The following is a 16,731-nucleotide window of genomic DNA, read 5'->3' as shown; positions in this document are numbered from 1 at the left end:
CGGCCCATGGTGAGCCCCGTGGACATCGAGGTGGTCAACCGCCAGCTGGCGTCGGTGGCGGAGGAGATGGGGATCGTCCTCCAGAGGTCCGCCTTCTCCGCCAACATCAAGGAGCGGCGGGATTTCTCCTGCGCGGTCTTCGACGGGGCGGGCCGGCTGCTCGCCCAGGCGGCGCACATCCCCGTGCACCTCGGGGCCATGCCGCTCACCGTGGAGCGCGTCCTCGCCCGCCGCCGGCCGGGGCCGGGGGACGTGGTCCTCACCAACGACCCCTTCCTGGGCGGCACGCATCTGCCCGACCTCACCCTGGTGGCGGGGGTCTTCGCCGGGGCGGCGGACCGGGAGCCCCTCTTCTACCTCGTCACCCGCGCCCACCACGCCGACGTCGGCGGGCGGACGCCGGGGTCCATGGGGCTGGCCCGGCGGATCGAAGACGAGGGCGTCCGGATCCCCCCGGTGGCGCTGGTCCGCGGCGGGCGGCTCGACCGGGAGGTCCTCGACGGTTTTCTCGCCCGGGTCCGGAACCCCGCCGAGCGGGAAGGGGACCTCCGGGCCCAGCTCGCCGCCTTGGAACGGGGCCGGCGCCGGCTCCTCGACCTCGTCGGCCGGGAAGGCCCGGAGTCCTTCTGCCGGAAGCTGCCGCCGCTGCTCGACTACGGGGAGCGGGTCATGCGGGCCGCCGTCTCGGCCCTGCCGGACGGGGAGTACCGCTTCGAGGACGCCCTGGACGACGACGGGCTCGGCTCCCGCCCCGTCCCCATCCGGGTCCGGCTGCTGGTCCGGGGCGACGAGGCGGTGGTGGACTTCGGGGCCAGCGCCGGCCAGGTGGAGACGGGGCTCAACACCGTCCGGAGCGTCACCTGTTCCGCGGTGGCCTACGTCTTCTTCTGCCTGGCCGGCGGCGACTACCCCCTCAACCACGGCTCGCTCCGCCCCATCGAGGTCCGGACCCGGCCGGGCAGCCTGCTCGACGCGCGCCCTCCCGCCCCCGTGGCGGCGGGGAACGTGGAGACTTCGCAGCGCATCGTGGACTGCCTCCTCGGCGCCCTGGCCCAGGCGGCGCCCGACCGGGTCCCCGCCGCCGCCTGCGGCAGCATGAACAACGTGGCCGTGGGCGGGCCGGGCGGCGGTGCCGGGGGGAGTGGGTACGCCTACTACGAGACCATCGGGGGCGGGATGGGGGCGGGGCCCGGCGTGCCGGGCCTCTCCGGGGTCCAGGTCCACATGACCAACACCCGCAACACCCCGGTGGAGGCCCTGGAGCAGGCCTATCCCTTCCGGGTGGAACGCTACGGGTTCCGCCGGGGTTCCGGCGGGCGGGGGGCCTTCCGCGGCGGGGAGGGCATCGTCCGCCGGTACCGGTTCCTCGAGCCCGCCACCGTGACGCTCCTCACGGAGCGGCGGCGCCTGGCCCCCTGGGGCCTCCGGGGCGGCGGCCCGGGCCTCCGGGGCCGGAACCTCTACTTCCCGGCCTCCGGCGGGCGGACCCGGGTGCTGCCCGGGAAGGTCGTGATCCAGGTTGCGCCCGGCGACGTGCTCGAGGTGCGCACCCCGGGGGGCGGCGGCTGGGGCGCGCCGCCTCCCGGGAGGCGTGGAGGCCCCCGCTAGGCGCCGCCCGAGGCCTCGTACTCGTTGAGGAAGTCCTCCAGGACGTCCACCTTTTTCTTCCGGACCACCATGTCGAAGATGGCGTCCTTGACCTTCCGCGGCAGCAGCTCGATGCTCCGGGTGGTGGAGGCGTCGAACTTGGCCGTGGGGAAGAGCTTCAGGATCCGGTCCTTCTGGGCCTCGGTGGCGAAGACCTGGATGACCTTCATGCCCGCCAGCTTCTCCTGGCACAGGTGGGCGAGCTCCGCCTCGTGGAGCTTCTGGTAGCGTTCCTCGTTGACCCATATGTTGATGGGGAACTTTTCTTCCGCCATGGCGCTGTGCTCCTTCCTTGTCGGCCGCGGCTTCAGCCCAGCGGGGGGATGGTGAAGACCGGGGTCCGCTTTGCGAGGTACTCGTCGGTGACGAAGGGGGAACCGAACCCGTAGCGGTCCGCGCATTCCATGACGAGGTCGAAGACCTCGGGCCGGAAGATGAGCCGCGGCGGTTTGACGCCGTCCATGACGATGCTCCGGATGAGGGTCCCGCTGAACTTCTGCCACTCGGACTTGTGGTTGCAGAGTCCCTCCGAGGTGATCTCCCCGCAGTGGGGGCAGTAGAGCCAGTTCATGGAATAGACCGGCGTGATGTTGAGCTTCTCCTTGGGGATGCTCTGCAGGAGCCGGTGGGCGTCGTAGGGGTCGTAGTAGTCGCCCACGCCGGCGTGGTCGCGGCCGTACATGTGGTGCGTGCAGCCGAGGTTGACCCGGATGCAGGCGTGGAAGACGGCCTCCTTCGGCCCGGCGTAGCGCATGTCCCAGAAGGTGAGGGAGGTCATGTGGTTGTGGTCGCCGAAGTAGCCCGCCTTGCGGAGCTCGTCCTGGCACAGGATGATGGCCTCGTCGATGTAGTCGCCCTTGCGCTTCTGGCCGATGATGGCGTTGACCAGGACGCCCACCATGGGCCGCTCGATGGGGAGCCCCCCGTAGGCCTGGGCCCAGGCGCCCTTCATGAGCCACTCGTGCCCCGTGTGGGGGACGTTCCGGGTCTGGTGCACCACGATGGCGGCCCAGCCCTTCTCCCGGAAGCGCCGGCGCATCTCCAGGGGCGGGATGAAATAGGGCTCGAAGACGGGGTTGATCCGGGGCCGGTTGACCAGGGTGACCTTGCCCCCGATGAACTTCTCCTTGTAGCCGCAGGTGCGCGCCACCCCCGGGTGCTTCATCTCGGCGGTGCCGAAGATGGCGGTGCACATCTCCTCCATGTCGTAGGTCCAGATCTCCTCCACGTCGAGGATGGCGAGGGGGTTCCCCTGGTAGGTGAGCAGCAGCCGGCCGCCCTCCTTGACGCCGTACTCGGCGATCTCCGCCTCGCTCATGTCGAAGACGATGGGGATGCTCCAGACGGTGCCGTCGGCGAGCTCCATCTTCCGGATCACGGAGTCGGCGTCCGCCCGTCCCATGAAGCCCTCGAGCGGGGTGAACCACCCGTAGGCGATGTCGATGACCTCGTTGGCGATCTGGTCCCGGACCGGGTAGGGGGTGAGCCCCTCCACGGCGCGGGCGGCCTCCCCCGGGGGGAGGATCCGTTCCACGATCTCCTTGCCGCCATGTCCGATTTCCGCCATTTTCCGCCTCCTTGGCCGAATAGTGGGATGCCGTTTCCGATGGGGGCCGCTTGCCGGGGTCGCGGCCTCAGGGGGGGCGGGGCGGCCGGGCGGGATGCCGCGGACGGCGCGTGCCCTGCGGCAGAGCAGGGTCTCCCCGGTGGATGGCGGTCGGAGGCCGCATCCGGACCTCCCGTGGATGGAGATTTCGGGAGAAAAGATACTTAATCTCGATGAAAATTAGCCGACAGCCCGAATATCTCCGTGTCTAAAGGTTATAGACCTCAAGAAAAGGTCTTTCGCCGGATTCCACAGTCATTCGCTATCAAAGGCCGGGCCGGCTGTCAAGGGCGGCCGCCCTTGACAGAGCCAGCCGGATTGGCGATAACGATGTCCGCTGGTTCCCCGGCAGCGCCGGGGAGCCATGGGAAAGGAGCCCTTTTCATGCGGAAACGGTACCTCATGGCGCCGGGACCCGTCGCCGTGGCCCCGGACGTCCTGCTCAAGATGGCCGAGCCCATCATCCACCACCGCTCTCCCCAGTTCTCCGCCATCCTGGAGGAGGTCCGGGGGGGGCTCAAGTACCTCTTCCAGACCCGGAACGACGTCCTGGTCCTGGCCTCGTCCGGCACGGGGGGCATGGAGGCCTCGGTGGCGAACCTCTGCGCGCCCGGGGATACCGCCGTGGTGGTCCGGGGGGGGAAGTTCGGCGAGCGCTGGGCGGAGCTCTGCGAGGCCTACGGCGTCCGGGCGGTCAACGTGGACGTCGCCTGGGGCCGGGCCGTGGACCCGGCGGACGTGGCCGCCGCCCTCGAGGCGCACCCGGAGGCCCGGGCGGTCTTCGTCCAGGCCCACGAGACCTCCACCGGCGTCAAGCACCCGGTGGAGGCCCTGGGGGAGCTGGTCCGCCCCCGCCCCGAGACCGTGCTGGTGGTGGACGCCATCAGCGCGCTCGGCGTCTACGACATCCGCACCGACGACTGGGGTCTCGACGTGGTGGTGACCGGCTCGCAGAAGAGTCTCGGGCTCCCGCCGGGCCTGGCCATGGTGAGCGTGAGCGAGAAGGCCTGGGCCCTGGCGGAGCGCTCGACGCAGCCCCGCTACTACTTCGACTTCCGCCGGGAGCGCAAGGCGCTCGGCCGCCGGACCACGGCGTTTACGCCGGCCGTCTCCCTCATCATCGGGCTCGAGCGGGTCCTCGCCCGGGTCCGCGAGGTGGGCCTTCCGGCCCTCTTCGCGCACCACCGGCGGCTGGCCGAGGGGACCCGCGCCGGGGTCCGCGCCCTGGGGCTCTCCCTCTTCCCCGAGGCGCCCTCCGAGGCGGTCACGGTGATTCGGGCCCCCGAGGGCATCGACGGGCAGGAGGTGGTGAAGCTCCTCCGCGAGGAGTACGGTATCACCATCGCCGGCGGGCAGGCCCAGGCCAAGGGGAAGATCTTCCGCATCTCCCACATGGGGCACCTCGACGAGTGGGACATGCTGGTGGCCCTGGCCGCCGTGGAGCGGGCCCTCCACCGGCTCGGCCACCCCGTGGAGCTGGGCCGAGGCGTGGCCGCCGCCGAGGCCTGGTTCGCGGGTGCCGCGGCCTGACCCGCCACGGCCGGCGGCCCCGCCCGCCCCCGCGGGAATGACCCGCTGCGGCGCGGGGCCGTCCGGGTGCGGGGCCTCCGCTCCGCCGCCGAAATAAATAGCTGAGGAAGCGAGGACGCATTCGAAATGAAGGTACTCATCACCGATCCCATCGCCCGGGAGGGCGTCGACATCCTCCGCCAGGCCGGCCTCGAGGTGGAGGAGCGCCTCGGGCTCGCCCCGGAGGCCCTCCTCGAGGCCGTCAAGGACGCCGACGGGCTCGTCATCCGGAGCAACACCAAGGTCACCGCCGAGGTGGTGGCCGCCGCCGACCGCCTGAAGGTGGTGGGCCGGGCGGGCACCGGCCTCGACAACGTGGACATCGAGGCCTGCAACAAGCGGGGCATCGTGGTCATGAACACGCCCGGGGGCAACACCAACTCCGCGGCGGAGCACACGGTGGCCATGATGCTGGCCATGTCCCGGCACATCCCCCAGGCCACCGCCTCCATGAAGGCCGGGAAGTGGGAGAAGAAGCGCTTCCAGGGTCAGGAGGTGGCCGGCAAGACCCTGGGCATCATCGGCATCGGCCGCATCGGGAGCATCGTGGCGGAGCTGGTCCAGGGACTCCGGATGAAGGTGGTGGCCTTCGACCCCCACATCCGCCCGGACCTCGCCGAGAAGTTGGGGGTGGAGCTTGTGGACCTCGACGAACTCTGCCGCCGGGCGGACTACATCTCGGTCCACACCCCCCTCCTCCCCGAGACGAAGGGCCTGCTCAACAAGGACCTCTTCGACCGGATGAAGGACGGCGTCATGGTGCTCAACTGCGCCCGGGGCGGCATCGTCAACGAGGCCGATCTCTACGCGGCCCTGAAGTCGGGCAAGGTGGCCGCCGCCGCCCTGGACGTCTTCGAGAAGGAGCCCACCACCCTCGAAAACCCCCTGCTCGGGCTCGACAACTTCATCTGCACGCCGCACCTCGGCGCCTCCACCCGCGAGGCCCAGGAGAACGTCGCGGTGGCCGTGGCCAACCAGATCGCGGCCTACCTCACCAAGGGCGAGGTGCGCAACGCCGTGAACGTGCCCTCCGTGGGCGGCGAGGCCCTCGTCCGCCTCGGCCCATTCATCCGCCTGGGAGAGAAGCTCGGGGCCTTCCTCGCCAACATGCAGGACGGGGCCATGGAGGAGGTGGAGATCGGCTACCTCGGCGACGTGGCGGAGTACGACACCGCGCCGGTGACCGTGGCCGTCCTGAAGGGGCTCATGGCCCCGTATCTCCGGGAGGAGGTCAACTACGTCAACGCCCCGATCCTGGCCCGGGAGCGCGGCATCAAGGTGACCGAGGCCAAGAGCCAGACCTCGGAGGATTTCACCAACCTCCTCCAGGTCACCGTCCGCTCCGGCGGCGGCACCAACCTCGTGGCCGGCACCATCTTCGGCAAGAAGGAGCCGCGCCTGGTCCGCATCAACGACTTCCGGCTCGAGGCCGTCCCCGAGGGCCACATGCTGCTCATCTACAACGAGGACCGGCCCGGGGTGATCGGACGGATCGGCCTCACCCTGGGCGAGGCGGGCGTCAACATCGCCCGCATGCAGGTGGGGCAGGATACGGGCCACCACCGGAACGTCATCCTCCTCACCATGGACGAGCCCGTCTCCCCCGATGTCCTCGCCCGGCTCCAGGAGCAGGACGGCGTGACCTCGGCCCGCCCCGTGGAGCTCTAGACCGCTTTCCCCCACGGACGCCTCAGGGGGCCGGAGTCTTCCGGTCCCCTTTTTTATGCCTGGGACCGGGCGCCGTTTTTTGCGTGAATCATGGAAGTTCCGGTTGACAGCTGCGGCTCGTTCTGCCACATTCGTCAAGAGGTGTGCCGCCGCTGGGCTCTTCCGGGCGCCGCGGCATGGGAGAGGCACACCCGGACAGGGAGGGAGACGTGATGCGACGGTCCGGCCGCCGCGTCTGACATCGCCCCGCCTGCCCAGGCTGGGCGCTCCAGTGCTTGGAGGCCTTCGGGCCCCGCCGTTTCGGCATCTTCCCTCCATCTTCTCCGCTCTCACTTTTCCGATCTGAAATACCTTCGACCCGCGTCCATGCCCGCGACGGCCCCCGAAAGGGGCGCCGCGCCGGAGCCGCCGCCTCCCGCCGGGGCCGGCGGGACACCCTGCGAAGGCCCCTTCCCGTCGGGGCCGAACGTGAAGGGAGGTGAGACCGCCGGAGTCGCCGAAGAAGGATCGCCCGTGATGGAAGCCTTGAGGCTCCCGCCCGGCCGCCGCCGGGGGGTGCCGTCGATGGAATCGAATCCAACAGGTTGGAGGGACATGGGATGATCAAGAGATTGCTGGTTCCGGCCGCCGGTCTGGTGCTCCTGATCGGCTGCGCCCAGATGCTCGGCAAGCGGGCCGACTACATCAAGGCCCCGTCGGTCGCGCCGGGCGCCGCCTACGTGGGGAGCGAGGCCTGCCTCGAGTGCCACGAGGGCTACGCCCATGACCGGAACAACGTCCACATGCGCATCGCCGCCTTCGAGGTGCCTGGCGGCTACAAGACGGGGTGCGAGGGGTGCCACGGCCCCGGCTCCGCCCACGTGGAGGGCGGGGGCGATACGGAGAAGATCCTCCGCTTCACCGAGGGAGGCCTGGAGGCCGAGGAGGTGGCCGGCGTCTGTACCACCTGCCACCAGGTGGGTCCCCACATGAACTGGGCCGGCTCGGCCCACGCCGAAAACGGCGTGGCCTGCACCGCCTGCCACCGGGTGCACCTCAACGGGAACAAGCGGCTGCTGGCCAAGAAGCAGCTCGACCTCTGCGCGGGCTGCCACCAGGACGTCAACGCCCAGGGCTACTTCGCCTCCCATCATCCCCTGAAAGAGGGGAAGATGGTCTGCACCTCCTGCCACAACCCCCACGGGACGGCCAATACCGTGCCCGGCATGCTGAACACCGACGAGCGGGTCAACGACCTCTGCCTCGACTGCCACACCCGGTACCAGGGGCCCTTCGTGTTCGAGCACGACCCCGTGGTGGAAGACTGCCTCATCTGCCACGACCCCCACGGGACCGTGGCGAACAACCTCCTCCGCCAGCAGGAACCCTTCCTGTGCCTGACCTGCCACGAGGCCCATTTCCATGCGGCCCGGGCCTCCAACGACGTGGCCACGGTGATTGCGCCCGGGGATCCGGCCAACACCATCGGGCCCACGGACCACGGGTTCCAGAAGTCCTTCATGACCAAGTGCACCCAGTGCCATTCCCAGGTGCATGGCTCCGACCTGCCGTCCCAGACGGTGCCCGGCGGCGGCCATGGCCTGACCCGGTAGCAGAGGAGGTGAGCCGATGAAACGCATTGCAGGGATCGGACTGCTGGCCGCCCTGGCCCTGGCCCTCGTGTCGGCGTCGCCGGCCCGTTCCGAGGAGGGCAAGGCCCTCGAGGGGCGGGTGAGCGTCGGCGGGGCCTGGACCCTGGACGACGTGGACGAGGACGAGTCCGCCGCCAAGGGCGCGGCCGAGTACAACAGCATCCTCGAGAAGAACCTCACCGTGGACCTCGCCGGTGACGTGAGCCTCCGGACGGGCCTCGTGGACCTCGACGCCGACGCCCATTACCAGGACGGCGACGACCAGGAGTACGGGGGGGCCCTCTCCCTGGCCCGCATCCTCACGGTGAAGACCACCTACAACCGCTTCCTCCACCAGCTGGGCCACGACGAGCTGGACAACCTGGAGGCGCACATCTTCAGCAACACGGTGGCCGGGCCCGTGGCCGGGACGCCCTTCACGGCGCCGGTGGCACCGAGCACCGTGGGTTCGGCGGCGGTGTACCACACCGACTTCAACCCCACGGACGAGTACGCCATCACCCGGTCCGAGATGCGAAACAGCGCGGTGATCCACGTCCCCGCCCTGCCCATGCTCACCGTGGGCTTCGACCATCGCTACGAGAAGCGAGAGGGGATGGAGCAGGCCCGGACCATGAGCAAGTGCTCCGCCTGCCACGTGGTGGGGGTGAGCAAGGAGGTCCACGAGCTCACCAACGAGTACACCCCGAAGGTGAGCCTCCGGATGGGAACCTTCGCCCTGGAGTACTCCTACATGCACCGGGAGTTCGAGGACAAGAGCGACGAGCTCTCCCTTACCTACAACGCCTTGGCGGCGCCGACCCACTTCGGGCTCTTCACCAACCGCTTGCAGTTCGACAACGCCGAGGGGGCCCTCCCCTTCGCCCGGACGCCCGACAGCACCAAGGACGTCCACACGGCCAAGGCCCGGTGGGACATCGACCCCCACAACACCCTGACCGCCGCGGTGGTCTACTCCACCAGCACCAACAACGAGGCGGACGGGGCCTACGACGCCTTGCGCGGCGAGTTCGACAAGGAGCTCGAGCTGGAGAGCACCGCCGTCATGGCGCGGTGGCACAGCCGGCTCTCCAGGGCCCTCTCCCTCACGGTCCACGGCAAGTACCAGACCATGGACAACAGCGACGTCTTCGTGGACGTGAACGATCGTCCGAATCCCGGCACCATCCCCCTGGGCGGGAGCACCACCCTCAGCCAGGGCTACGGGCTCGGCGCCGGGTACTGGGACCACGTCCGCGAGTCCGGCAACGACCTCGACATCACCACCGCGGGCTTCGACGTGGTCTGGCGGGCGCTCCCCCGCTTCACCGTTCGGGGCGGCTACGAGTACCAGCTCGAGGAGCGGGACAACCACGAGGCGGTCCCCGGGGAGACCACGGAGCACACCTTCAAGGTGTCGGGTGACTGGCGGGCCACGCGGACCCTGCGCCTTCGCCTCGGCTACCGGTTCGAGCTGGTGGACGACGCCTACGGGCTGAAGCGGGCCTCCTGCACCCCCGACAACTCCTTCGGCGCCTACGGCGGGCCGAACCCGGACCTCTACGACTACAGCCGGTCCTATCGGCCCACCATCTACGAGGCGCGCACCGCCTTCCGGTCCAACCAGGCCAACAGCGCCCACGAGGTGAACCTGCGGGCCGGGTGGACGCCGGTGAACAACCTCACCGCCGCCCTCCACGCCAAGTACCGCTACGCCCAGAACGACGACGTGGACGGCAACGACTGGAAGCAGAACCTCTTCACCGGGGGCGTGGACCTCACCTACGCCCCGAGCGAAAAGGTGGTCTTCAACGTGGGGTACACGTATTTCTATGATCAGTACGATTCCATGTACTGTATCGCCGTCTACGACGGGTGAGCGAACCTCATCACAACGAACCAGTATGGTTCGGAACACACGGACATGGAATACGAGACGAAAGCCGGCACCCTGGTCGCCGGCCTCCAAGTGAAGCCCGTCCCAAAGCTCTCGCTGAAGACCAACCTGAGCTGGACCACCGGCACCGGCGAGATCAGCGACCTCTTCTTCAACAGCATCTACCCCACCGGGGACGCCAAGCTGGACCTCGATACGTCCTCGGTGAACCCCAACCAGCCGCACCTCTATGACACGGCCTACATCAACGGTAGCGACGCCTATTCCGACCTCGACTTCGACGAGATCAACGTCACCGTCGGGGTGAGCTACAAGGTGACCGAGGCCCTCGGCGTGGGGGTGAACTACTACTTCGACTACTTCCGGGACGATCAGCCCTACGTCTACGGGGACCAGGATTCCGGGATCCAGTCCGTCATGGGCTACGTGAGCTACGGGTTCTAGGCCCTGGCAGGAGTGGAAAGCGCAAGGCGGGGGCCTTCGGGCCCCCGCCTCTTTTTCATGCCCGCTTCAGGCGGTCTTCTCCGGCCAGGGGCAGAGCGGTCTCAGCGGGCAGCGGGGGCAGAGGGGGCGGCGGGCCCGGCAGACGGCCCGCCCGTGCTCGATGAGGAGGTAGGAAAGGGGCCCCCACTTCTCCTTCGGGAAGAGGGCCATGAGGTCGCGCTCGATGCGGTCCGGCCGGGTCTCGGCGGAGAGGCCGAGCCGGCCGGCGAGTCGCTTGACGTGGGTGTCCACGGCGACCCCCTCGGCCCGGCCGCAGGCGTTGTAGAGGACGATGTTGGCGGTCTTGCGGGCCACGCCCGGCAGCGCCAGCAGGTCTTCCATCCGGCAGGGGACCTCCCCCCCGTGGCGTTCCACGATCCGGCGGGCGGCCGCCTGGATGTTCCGGGCCTTGTTGCGGAAGAAGCCCGTGGGGCGGACCAGGGCCTCGATCTCCTCGAGGGGGGCCTCGGCCATGGCGGCGGCGTCGGGAAAGCGCCGGAAGAGCTCCGGGGTCACCTGGTTCACCCGCTCGTCCGTGCACTGGGCGGAGAGGATCACCGCCACCAGGAGCTGGAAGGGGGTCTCGGAGCGGAGGGCGATCCGGGCCCCGGGGTAGGCGGCCTCCAGGGCCGAAAGGATCCGCGCGGCGCGTTCCCGCGCCGCGGCCTTCGCAGGTGTCGTGGCCATGTCGGTGCCTCCTTCTCGTCTTTCCCGCCCGGTCAGAACCGGAGCCGCTTCACCAGGCCCCAGCCCGCGCCCCACAGGAGGGCGTGGACGAGCAGCGGGGCGAGGGCGGGGGGCAGGACGCCGGTCCGGCCCAGGATCAGGGCCGCGCTCCAGAGGACCCAGGCGCCGAAGCCGAAGAGCAGGCCGAGGCCGAGCCCGACGCCGAGGTGGCCACGGTCCTGGGCGAGGATGAGCGGCAGGGCCATGGCGAGGAGGCTGAGCCCGAGAAAGGGGTAGAGGAGCGCCGCCGCCAGGGCCGTGGCCACCTCGGCGGCGGGCTGGCCGGCCTCTTGGAGCCGGCGCAGGGTGGTCCAGAGTTCCGCCGGCGTCATGGCGGAGGGGGCGGCCCGGACGGCGATGAAGGTCTCCGGCGTCTCCGGGAGGCGGCGCACCATCTCCTTGAAGGGTCGGACCTCGAGCCCCCCGGGGGTCATGACCTTGTCCTGCCCGTCCAGGAAGTGCCAGGCCCCCTCCCGGTAGACGGCCCGGCGCGCGGCCAGGTATTCCCTCATCCGGTAGCCCGGGTCGAAGCAGAGGATCCGCACGTCGCGGAGCCGGCTCGCGTCCCAGTTCTCCACCATGAGGGTCCAGATGCAGCCCTCGCCGTGGTAGTAGAGCCGGCCCTTGAGCCAGATGCCCAGGAGCGGGGTCCGGCTGACCTCCTCCTGGTAGATCCGCTGGGCCCGCATGGCGGCCTGCGGCACGACGAAGACCTCGGCCGCGAGGAAGACGGCGCCCACCAGGGCGGCGGCCAGGAGGAAGGGGCGGACCACCCGCCCCGGGGCCACCCCCAGGGCCCGGAGGGCGAGGATCTCCGAGTGGCGGCTGAGCACCGCCACGGTGAGCAGGCCCGACAGCAGCACCGCCATGGGGGCGAGTTGCGAGAGGATCTCCGGCGTCCGGAGCAGGAAGTAGGCCAGGGTCACCTGGGCCGGGACCCGGGCCTCGATGAAGTCGTCCACCCGTTCGAAGACCTCCACCAGGAGGTAGAGGCCCGCCAGCCCCGGCAGGATCACGGCGAGGAGGGAGAAGAAGAACCGGGCGAGGTAGCGGGTGAGGACGGTCACGGCTCAGCCCCGGACGGGCCCCCGCCGGTGGAGGTGCCGGAGGAGCCAGGCGGTGGCGGCGGCGAAGACGAGGTTCGGCGCCCAGAGGGCGGCGGGGGGCAGGGTCCCGGCCTCGGCGAGGTTGGCGCCCACGGCCACCAGGAGGTAGTAGGAGAGGAAGGCGCCCAGGCCCAGGGCCACGCCGCCGGAGAGGCCGGTCCGGCCGAAGAGGATCCCGAGGGGCATCCCGAGGAGGGTCAGGATGAAGGCCCCCACGGGGAGGGCGAGCCGCTTGTGGAGTTCCACCACGTAGCGGCGATGGTCGTCCGGCGCAAGGTTCCGCCGGGCGGCGAAGGCGGCCAGCTCCCGGAGGCCCATCTCGCCGCGGCTCGGGAGCCCGCCCGTGTCGCGGAAGGCGAGGCGCAGCATGTAGGAGCGGAAGAAGAGGGTGTCGGAGACCCGGGGGTCGGCCTCGGCGGGGTGGAAGACCCCGTCCGAGAGGCGGAGGATGACCTCCCCGCTCCCCGGCCGGCTGAAGATTTCGCCCCACCGCGCCAGGACCACCTGGAGGTGCTTGAGGTCCCGGGCGTCCACCATGTAGACGCCCTGGAGGATCCGCCCGTTCTTCCGGCTCTTGTGCACGTACATGGCCAGGGTGGGCACGGGCAGGAGGAAGGTCTTTTCCGGAAGCCCGCGGGCGATCCGCCGCTCGGTGAGGTTGCGGATGAAGGCGCCGGTGGCCTTCTTCGACATCGGGAGCACGGTGGCCGCGGTGGCGAAGGTGGCCGCCCACGTGACCAGGGCCACGGCGGCCACGGGCAGGACGAGCCGGAGCGGCCCCACCCCGCAGGCGAGCAGCGCCAGGACCTCGCTGTCCCGGGACATCCGGAGGAAACCCACCACCACGCCGATGAGCGAGGCCATGGGCACCACCAGCACCAGGAAGGTGGGGATGAGCAGCAGGAGGAAGTGGCCGAGTTCCCCCGGGGTCACCCCGGCCCGGAGCAGCGTCTCGAGCAGCGGCACCAGGCGTCCGAGGAGCAGCAGGGCGCTGAGCGCCGCCATGGCGAAGCAGATGGGAACGGCGACGTTCTTGACGATGGTGCGGAAGAGGAGGCTCATGGGCGGGCGGGCGCGGGCCGGGGGACGAAGGGCGGGGCGGCGCCCGTCGAGATCTCCGCCATCGTCATGGTCCCGGGGCCGACCCGGCCCCCGGGGGGGCGCGTTCCGCATCCGGTGTGTTTTTCGGCTTGTTGCGCCATTCCGTGGAGGTTTTGGAGCCGGGGAGAAGAGCTGGAGCCGTGGCGGCATCGCCCCATCTCTCGTACCATCCCCCCGGCCGGTCTGCAAGCCGGAGCGGGGCGGGGCCGGGTGGATGACACGGGGGCGGCCGGGCGGTATGCTGGTTCCGCCCGGCCGGGGCCCCGGCGCCGGGCCATCATCACTCTCGGCAGGGGGAGGCGCACCATGCCCCACAGGATCGAAGTCATGCTGAAGGCCCACCTCCGGGACGCCCTCGGGGAGAAGACGGCCCGCCGGGCCCGGGAGGACCTGGGCCTTGCCGTGGAGGCCGTCCGGACGGTCCAGGTCTACCTCGTGGACGCGGCCATGGGCGAGAAGGTGGCAGTGGCCGCCGCCGCAGGGCCCTTCTCGGATCCGGTGACCCAGCTCTACGGTGTCAACCGTCCCCTGGCCCAGGAGCTGCCCTTCCCGTGGGAATGGCTGGTGGAGGTGGGGTTCCGCCCCGGCGTCACCGACAACGAGGGCCGAACGGCCCGGGAGGCCCTGGAGCTCTTGCTGGGCCGGCGGCTGGGCCCGGAGGAGGGGGTCTACACCGCCCGCCAGTACTGCCTCCACGGGAAGCTCTCCCGGCAGGACGTCGAGCGCCTGGCCCAAGGGCTCCTCGCCAACGACCTCATCCAGCGGACCACGGTGGTCTCGGCCGCGGAACTGGCGGAGCTGTGGGCGGCCCGGCCGAATCCCCTCTATCAGGTACCCCGGGTGAGCGGTCGGACCGAGGTCCGGGTGGAGGAGGTGGACCTCGGCGCCCTCTCCGACGAGGCCCTCGTCCGCCTCTCCCGCGACCGGGTGCTGGTCCTGAACCTCCAGGAGATGCAGGCCATCCGCGACTACTTCCGGCGGCCCGACGTGCTGGCCCGCCGCCGCGAGGTGGGTCTCTCCGGGGCGGCCACCGATGTGGAACTCGAGGTCCTGGGCCAGACCTGGTCGGAGCACTGCAAGCACAAGATCTTCAACGCCCGCATCACCTACCGGGACGAGGACGGGCGCGAGGAGATCGTCGACGGCCTCTTCGACACCTACATCCGCCGCGGTACCCAGGAGATCCGCGACCGCCTCGGCGGGGACGACTGGTGCCTGTCCGTCTTCAAGGACAATGCCGGGGTCATCCGCCTGAACGACCGCTACGGGGTCGCCTTCAAGGTGGAGACCCACAACAGCCCCTCGGCCCTCGACCCCTACGGCGGGGCGCTGACGGGCATCGTGGGCGTCAACCGCGACCCCTTCGGGACAGGCATGGGGGCGCGGCTGGTCTTCAACACCGACGTCTTCTGCTTCGGCCCGCCCGACTACCGCGGGGAACTCCCCAAGGGGCTCCTCCATCCCAAGCGGATCTTCGAGGGCGTCCGGGAGGGCGTGGAGCACGGGGGCAACCAGAGCGGCATCCCCACGGTGAACGGCTCCATCCTCTTCGACGAGCGCTACCTCGGAAAGCCCCTGGTCTTCTGCGGGACGGGCGGGGTCATCCCCCTGGAGGTCTGCGGCCGGCCGGGACACGAGAAGCGGGCGCGGCCCGGGGACCACATCGTCATGTGCGGCGGCCGCATCGGGAAGGACGGCATCCACGGGGCCACCTTCTCCTCCGAGGAGCTGCACGAGGGTTCGCCCGCCACGGCGGTCCAGATCGGGGACCCCATCACCCAGAAGAAGATGACCGACTTCCTCCTCCGGGCCCGGGACCTCTGCCTCTACAACTCCATCACCGACAACGGGGCCGGGGGGTTGTCGAGCTCCGTGGGGGAGATGGCCGAGGAGACCGGCGGCTTCGAGCTGCACCTCGACCGGGCGCCCCTCAAGTATCCGGGGCTCCAGCCGTGGGAGATCCTCCTCTCCGAGGCCCAGGAGCGGATGACCGTGGCGGTGCCTCCGGATCGGCTCGAGGCCTTCATGGCCCTGGCCGCCAAGATGGGGGTGGAGGCCACGGACCTCGGCGTCTTCACCGACTCCGGCGTGTTCCATTGCCTCTACGAGGGGCGGACGGTGGCCTACCTCGACATGGACTTCGTGCACCACGGGGTGCCGCGGCTCGAGCTCCGGGCCGAGTGGCGGCCGCCGCGGCACGAGGAGCCGGAGATCCCGGAGCCGGCGGACCTCGGGGCGGAACTCCGGGCGATCCTCGGCCGCTGGAACGTCTGCAGCAAGGAGTACGTGGTGCGCCAGTACGACCACGAGGTCCAGGGCGGCAGCGTGGTGAAACCGCTGGCCGGCGCGGCCCACGACGGCCCGAGCGACGCGGCGGTCCTCCGGCCCGACCTCGATTCCTTCGAGGGGCTGGTGGTGGCCCACGGGATCTGCCCCCGCTACAGCGACATCGACACCTACCACATGGCGGCCTGTGCCGTGGACGAGGCGGTCCGCAACGCCGTGGCCGTGGGCGGCGGGCTCGACCTCATGGCGGGCCTCGACAACTTCTGCTGGTGCGACCCGGTGCAGTCCGAGAAGACCCCTGACGGGCACTACAAGCTCGCCCAGCTCGTCCGGGCCAACCGCGCCCTCTACGACGTGTGCACCGCCTACGGCGTCCCTTGCATCTCGGGCAAGGACAGCATGAAGAACGACGCCGTGATCGGCGGCGTCAAGATCTCCATCCCCCCCACCCTGCTCTTCTCCGTGGTGGCCCGCATGGCGGACGTCCGCCGGGCCGTGACCCTCGACGCCAAGCGCCCCGGCGACCTGGTCTACGTCGTGGGCGTCACCTACCCGGAGACCGGCGCCTCCGAGTACGCCGCCCGGCACGGGTTCGTGGGGAACGCCGTCCCCCGGGTCCGGACCGAGTCCGCCCGGGCCCGCTACCTTGCCCTCTCCGAGGCCATCCGGCGGGGGCTCGTGGCCTCGTGCCACGACTGTTCCGACGGGGGCCTGGGGGTCGCGCTGGCGGAGACGGCCTTCAGCGGGGGGCTCGGGATGACGGTGGACCTCGGGGCGGTTCCGGCCGAGGGGGTGGACCGGCTCGACGTCCTGCTCTTCAGCGAGTCCCAGAGCCGGTTCGTGGTGACGGTGGCCCCGGGGGCCCGGGCCGAGTTCGAGGCCCTGGCGGCCGAGGCGGGCGCCGCCCTGGTGGGGGAGGTCACCGAGGCGCCGGAGCTGCGCCTGGACGCCGGGGGGCGGGCCGTCCTCCGGGAGGGGATCCCGGAACTCAAGGCGGCCTGGCAGCGGCCCATGGCCTGGTGAGACTCGTCC

11 protein-coding genes are annotated in these 16,731 nt (G+C 70.5%); 6 read left to right on the top strand and 5 right to left on the bottom strand.

All coding sequences use genetic code 11. The features are described 5' to 3' along the window. The first annotated feature begins 6 nt into the window (after positions 1 to 6). Positions 7 to 1,608, top strand: a complete 1,602-nt coding sequence (locus HCU62_RS05710; protein WP_169755490.1) for a hydantoinase B/oxoprolinase family protein — start codon at positions 7 to 9, stop codon at positions 1,606 to 1,608. On the opposite strand, the gene HCU62_RS05705 is transcribed toward HCU62_RS05710, so the two are convergent. Both HCU62_RS05705 and sat read right to left on the bottom strand, forming a co-directional pair. Next, complete coding sequence (locus HCU62_RS05705) at positions 1,605 to 1,922, bottom strand: DUF6955 family protein (RefSeq protein WP_163299919.1); 318 nt, start codon at positions 1,920 to 1,922, stop codon at positions 1,605 to 1,607. The two genes, HCU62_RS05710 and HCU62_RS05705, sit on opposite strands and share 4 nt — an antisense overlap. Positions 1,923 to 1,954: 32 nt before the next feature. Then, on the bottom strand, positions 1,955 to 3,214 hold the full coding sequence (gene sat, locus HCU62_RS05700) for a sulfate adenylyltransferase (RefSeq protein WP_163299917.1): 1,260 nt from the start codon (positions 3,212 to 3,214) through the stop codon (positions 1,955 to 1,957). 423 nt (positions 3,215 to 3,637) lie between these two features. On the opposite strand from sat, the gene HCU62_RS05695 reads away from it, so the two are divergent. The 4 genes from HCU62_RS05695 (at position 3,638) to HCU62_RS05680 (ending at position 10,441) form a co-directional block, all read left to right on the top strand. Next, positions 3,638 to 4,783 carry a pyridoxal-phosphate-dependent aminotransferase family protein gene (locus HCU62_RS05695; RefSeq protein ID WP_163299047.1) on the top strand — a complete coding sequence of 382 codons (1,146 nt, stop codon included), beginning with the start codon at positions 3,638 to 3,640 and terminating at the stop codon, positions 4,781 to 4,783. 126 nt (positions 4,784 to 4,909) lie between these two features. Continuing rightward, a complete protein-coding gene (serA, locus tag HCU62_RS05690; protein ID WP_163299048.1) occupies positions 4,910 to 6,490 on the top strand; it encodes a phosphoglycerate dehydrogenase in 1,581 nt (526 codons plus the stop codon). 599 nt (positions 6,491 to 7,089) lie between these two features. Beyond that, a complete protein-coding gene (locus HCU62_RS05685; protein ID WP_163299049.1) occupies positions 7,090 to 8,082 on the top strand; it encodes a GSU2203 family decaheme c-type cytochrome in 993 nt (330 codons plus the stop codon). 16 nt (positions 8,083 to 8,098) lie between these two features. Continuing rightward, positions 8,099 to 10,441, top strand: coding sequence for a GSU2204 family CXXCH-containing (seleno)protein (locus HCU62_RS05680; RefSeq protein WP_254884777.1), 2,343 nt, complete (start codon positions 8,099 to 8,101; stop codon positions 10,439 to 10,441). 66 nt (positions 10,442 to 10,507) lie between these two features. Here HCU62_RS05680 and nth read toward each other — a convergent pair whose 3' ends face one another. The 3 genes from nth to HCU62_RS05660 are packed head-to-tail and all read right to left on the bottom strand — an operon-like array spanning position 10,508 to position 13,374. After that, the gene (nth, locus tag HCU62_RS05670) at positions 10,508 to 11,167 is read right to left on the bottom strand and encodes an endonuclease III (protein ID WP_163299052.1); all 660 of its coding nucleotides are present in this window, start codon (positions 11,165 to 11,167) and stop codon (positions 10,508 to 10,510) included. A gap of 32 nt (positions 11,168 to 11,199) precedes the next feature. Continuing rightward, on the bottom strand, positions 11,200 to 12,273 hold the full coding sequence (locus tag HCU62_RS05665; protein WP_163299053.1) for an LptF/LptG family permease: 1,074 nt from the start codon (positions 12,271 to 12,273) through the stop codon (positions 11,200 to 11,202). Positions 12,274 to 12,276: 3 nt separating this feature from the next. Next, the gene (locus HCU62_RS05660) at positions 12,277 to 13,374 is read right to left on the bottom strand and encodes an LptF/LptG family permease (RefSeq protein ID WP_169755488.1); all 1,098 of its coding nucleotides are present in this window, start codon (positions 13,372 to 13,374) and stop codon (positions 12,277 to 12,279) included. Positions 13,375 to 13,719: 345 nt separating this feature from the next. On the opposite strand from HCU62_RS05660, the gene HCU62_RS05655 reads away from it, so the two are divergent. After that, positions 13,720 to 16,722 (top strand): AIR synthase-related protein, encoded by a 3,003-nt coding sequence (locus tag HCU62_RS05655; RefSeq protein ID WP_163299698.1) that lies wholly within the window; start codon positions 13,720 to 13,722, stop codon positions 16,720 to 16,722. Positions 16,723 to 16,731: the final 9 nt, after the last annotated feature.

The sequence above is a fragment of the Dissulfurirhabdus thermomarina genome, from assembly GCF_012979235.1.
Taxonomy (GTDB): domain Bacteria; phylum Desulfobacterota; class Dissulfuribacteria; order Dissulfuribacterales; family Dissulfurirhabdaceae; genus Dissulfurirhabdus; species Dissulfurirhabdus thermomarina.
This window is presented reverse-complemented; position numbering and strand designations above follow the sequence as displayed.

What these genes read in the sequence shown, in the direction of transcription:
- HCU62_RS05710 (WP_169755490.1), top strand. Translation starts at nt 7, where the DNA reads ATGGTGAGCCCCGTGGACATCGAGGTGGTCAACCGCCAGCTGGCGTCG.
- HCU62_RS05705 (WP_163299919.1), bottom strand. Translation starts at nt 1,922, where the DNA reads ATGGCGGAAGAAAAGTTCCCCATCAACATATGGGTCAACGAGGAACGC.
- sat (WP_163299917.1), bottom strand. Translation starts at nt 3,214, where the DNA reads ATGGCGGAAATCGGACATGGCGGCAAGGAGATCGTGGAACGGATCCTC.
- HCU62_RS05695 (WP_163299047.1), top strand. Translation starts at nt 3,638, where the DNA reads ATGCGGAAACGGTACCTCATGGCGCCGGGACCCGTCGCCGTGGCCCCG.
- serA (WP_163299048.1), top strand. Translation starts at nt 4,910, where the DNA reads ATGAAGGTACTCATCACCGATCCCATCGCCCGGGAGGGCGTCGACATC.
- HCU62_RS05685 (WP_163299049.1), top strand. Translation starts at nt 7,090, where the DNA reads ATGATCAAGAGATTGCTGGTTCCGGCCGCCGGTCTGGTGCTCCTGATC.
- nth (WP_163299052.1), bottom strand. Translation starts at nt 11,167, where the DNA reads ATGGCCACGACACCTGCGAAGGCCGCGGCGCGGGAACGCGCCGCGCGG.
- HCU62_RS05660 (WP_169755488.1), bottom strand. Translation starts at nt 13,374, where the DNA reads ATGAGCCTCCTCTTCCGCACCATCGTCAAGAACGTCGCCGTTCCCATC.
- HCU62_RS05655 (WP_163299698.1), top strand. Translation starts at nt 13,720, where the DNA reads ATGCCCCACAGGATCGAAGTCATGCTGAAGGCCCACCTCCGGGACGCC.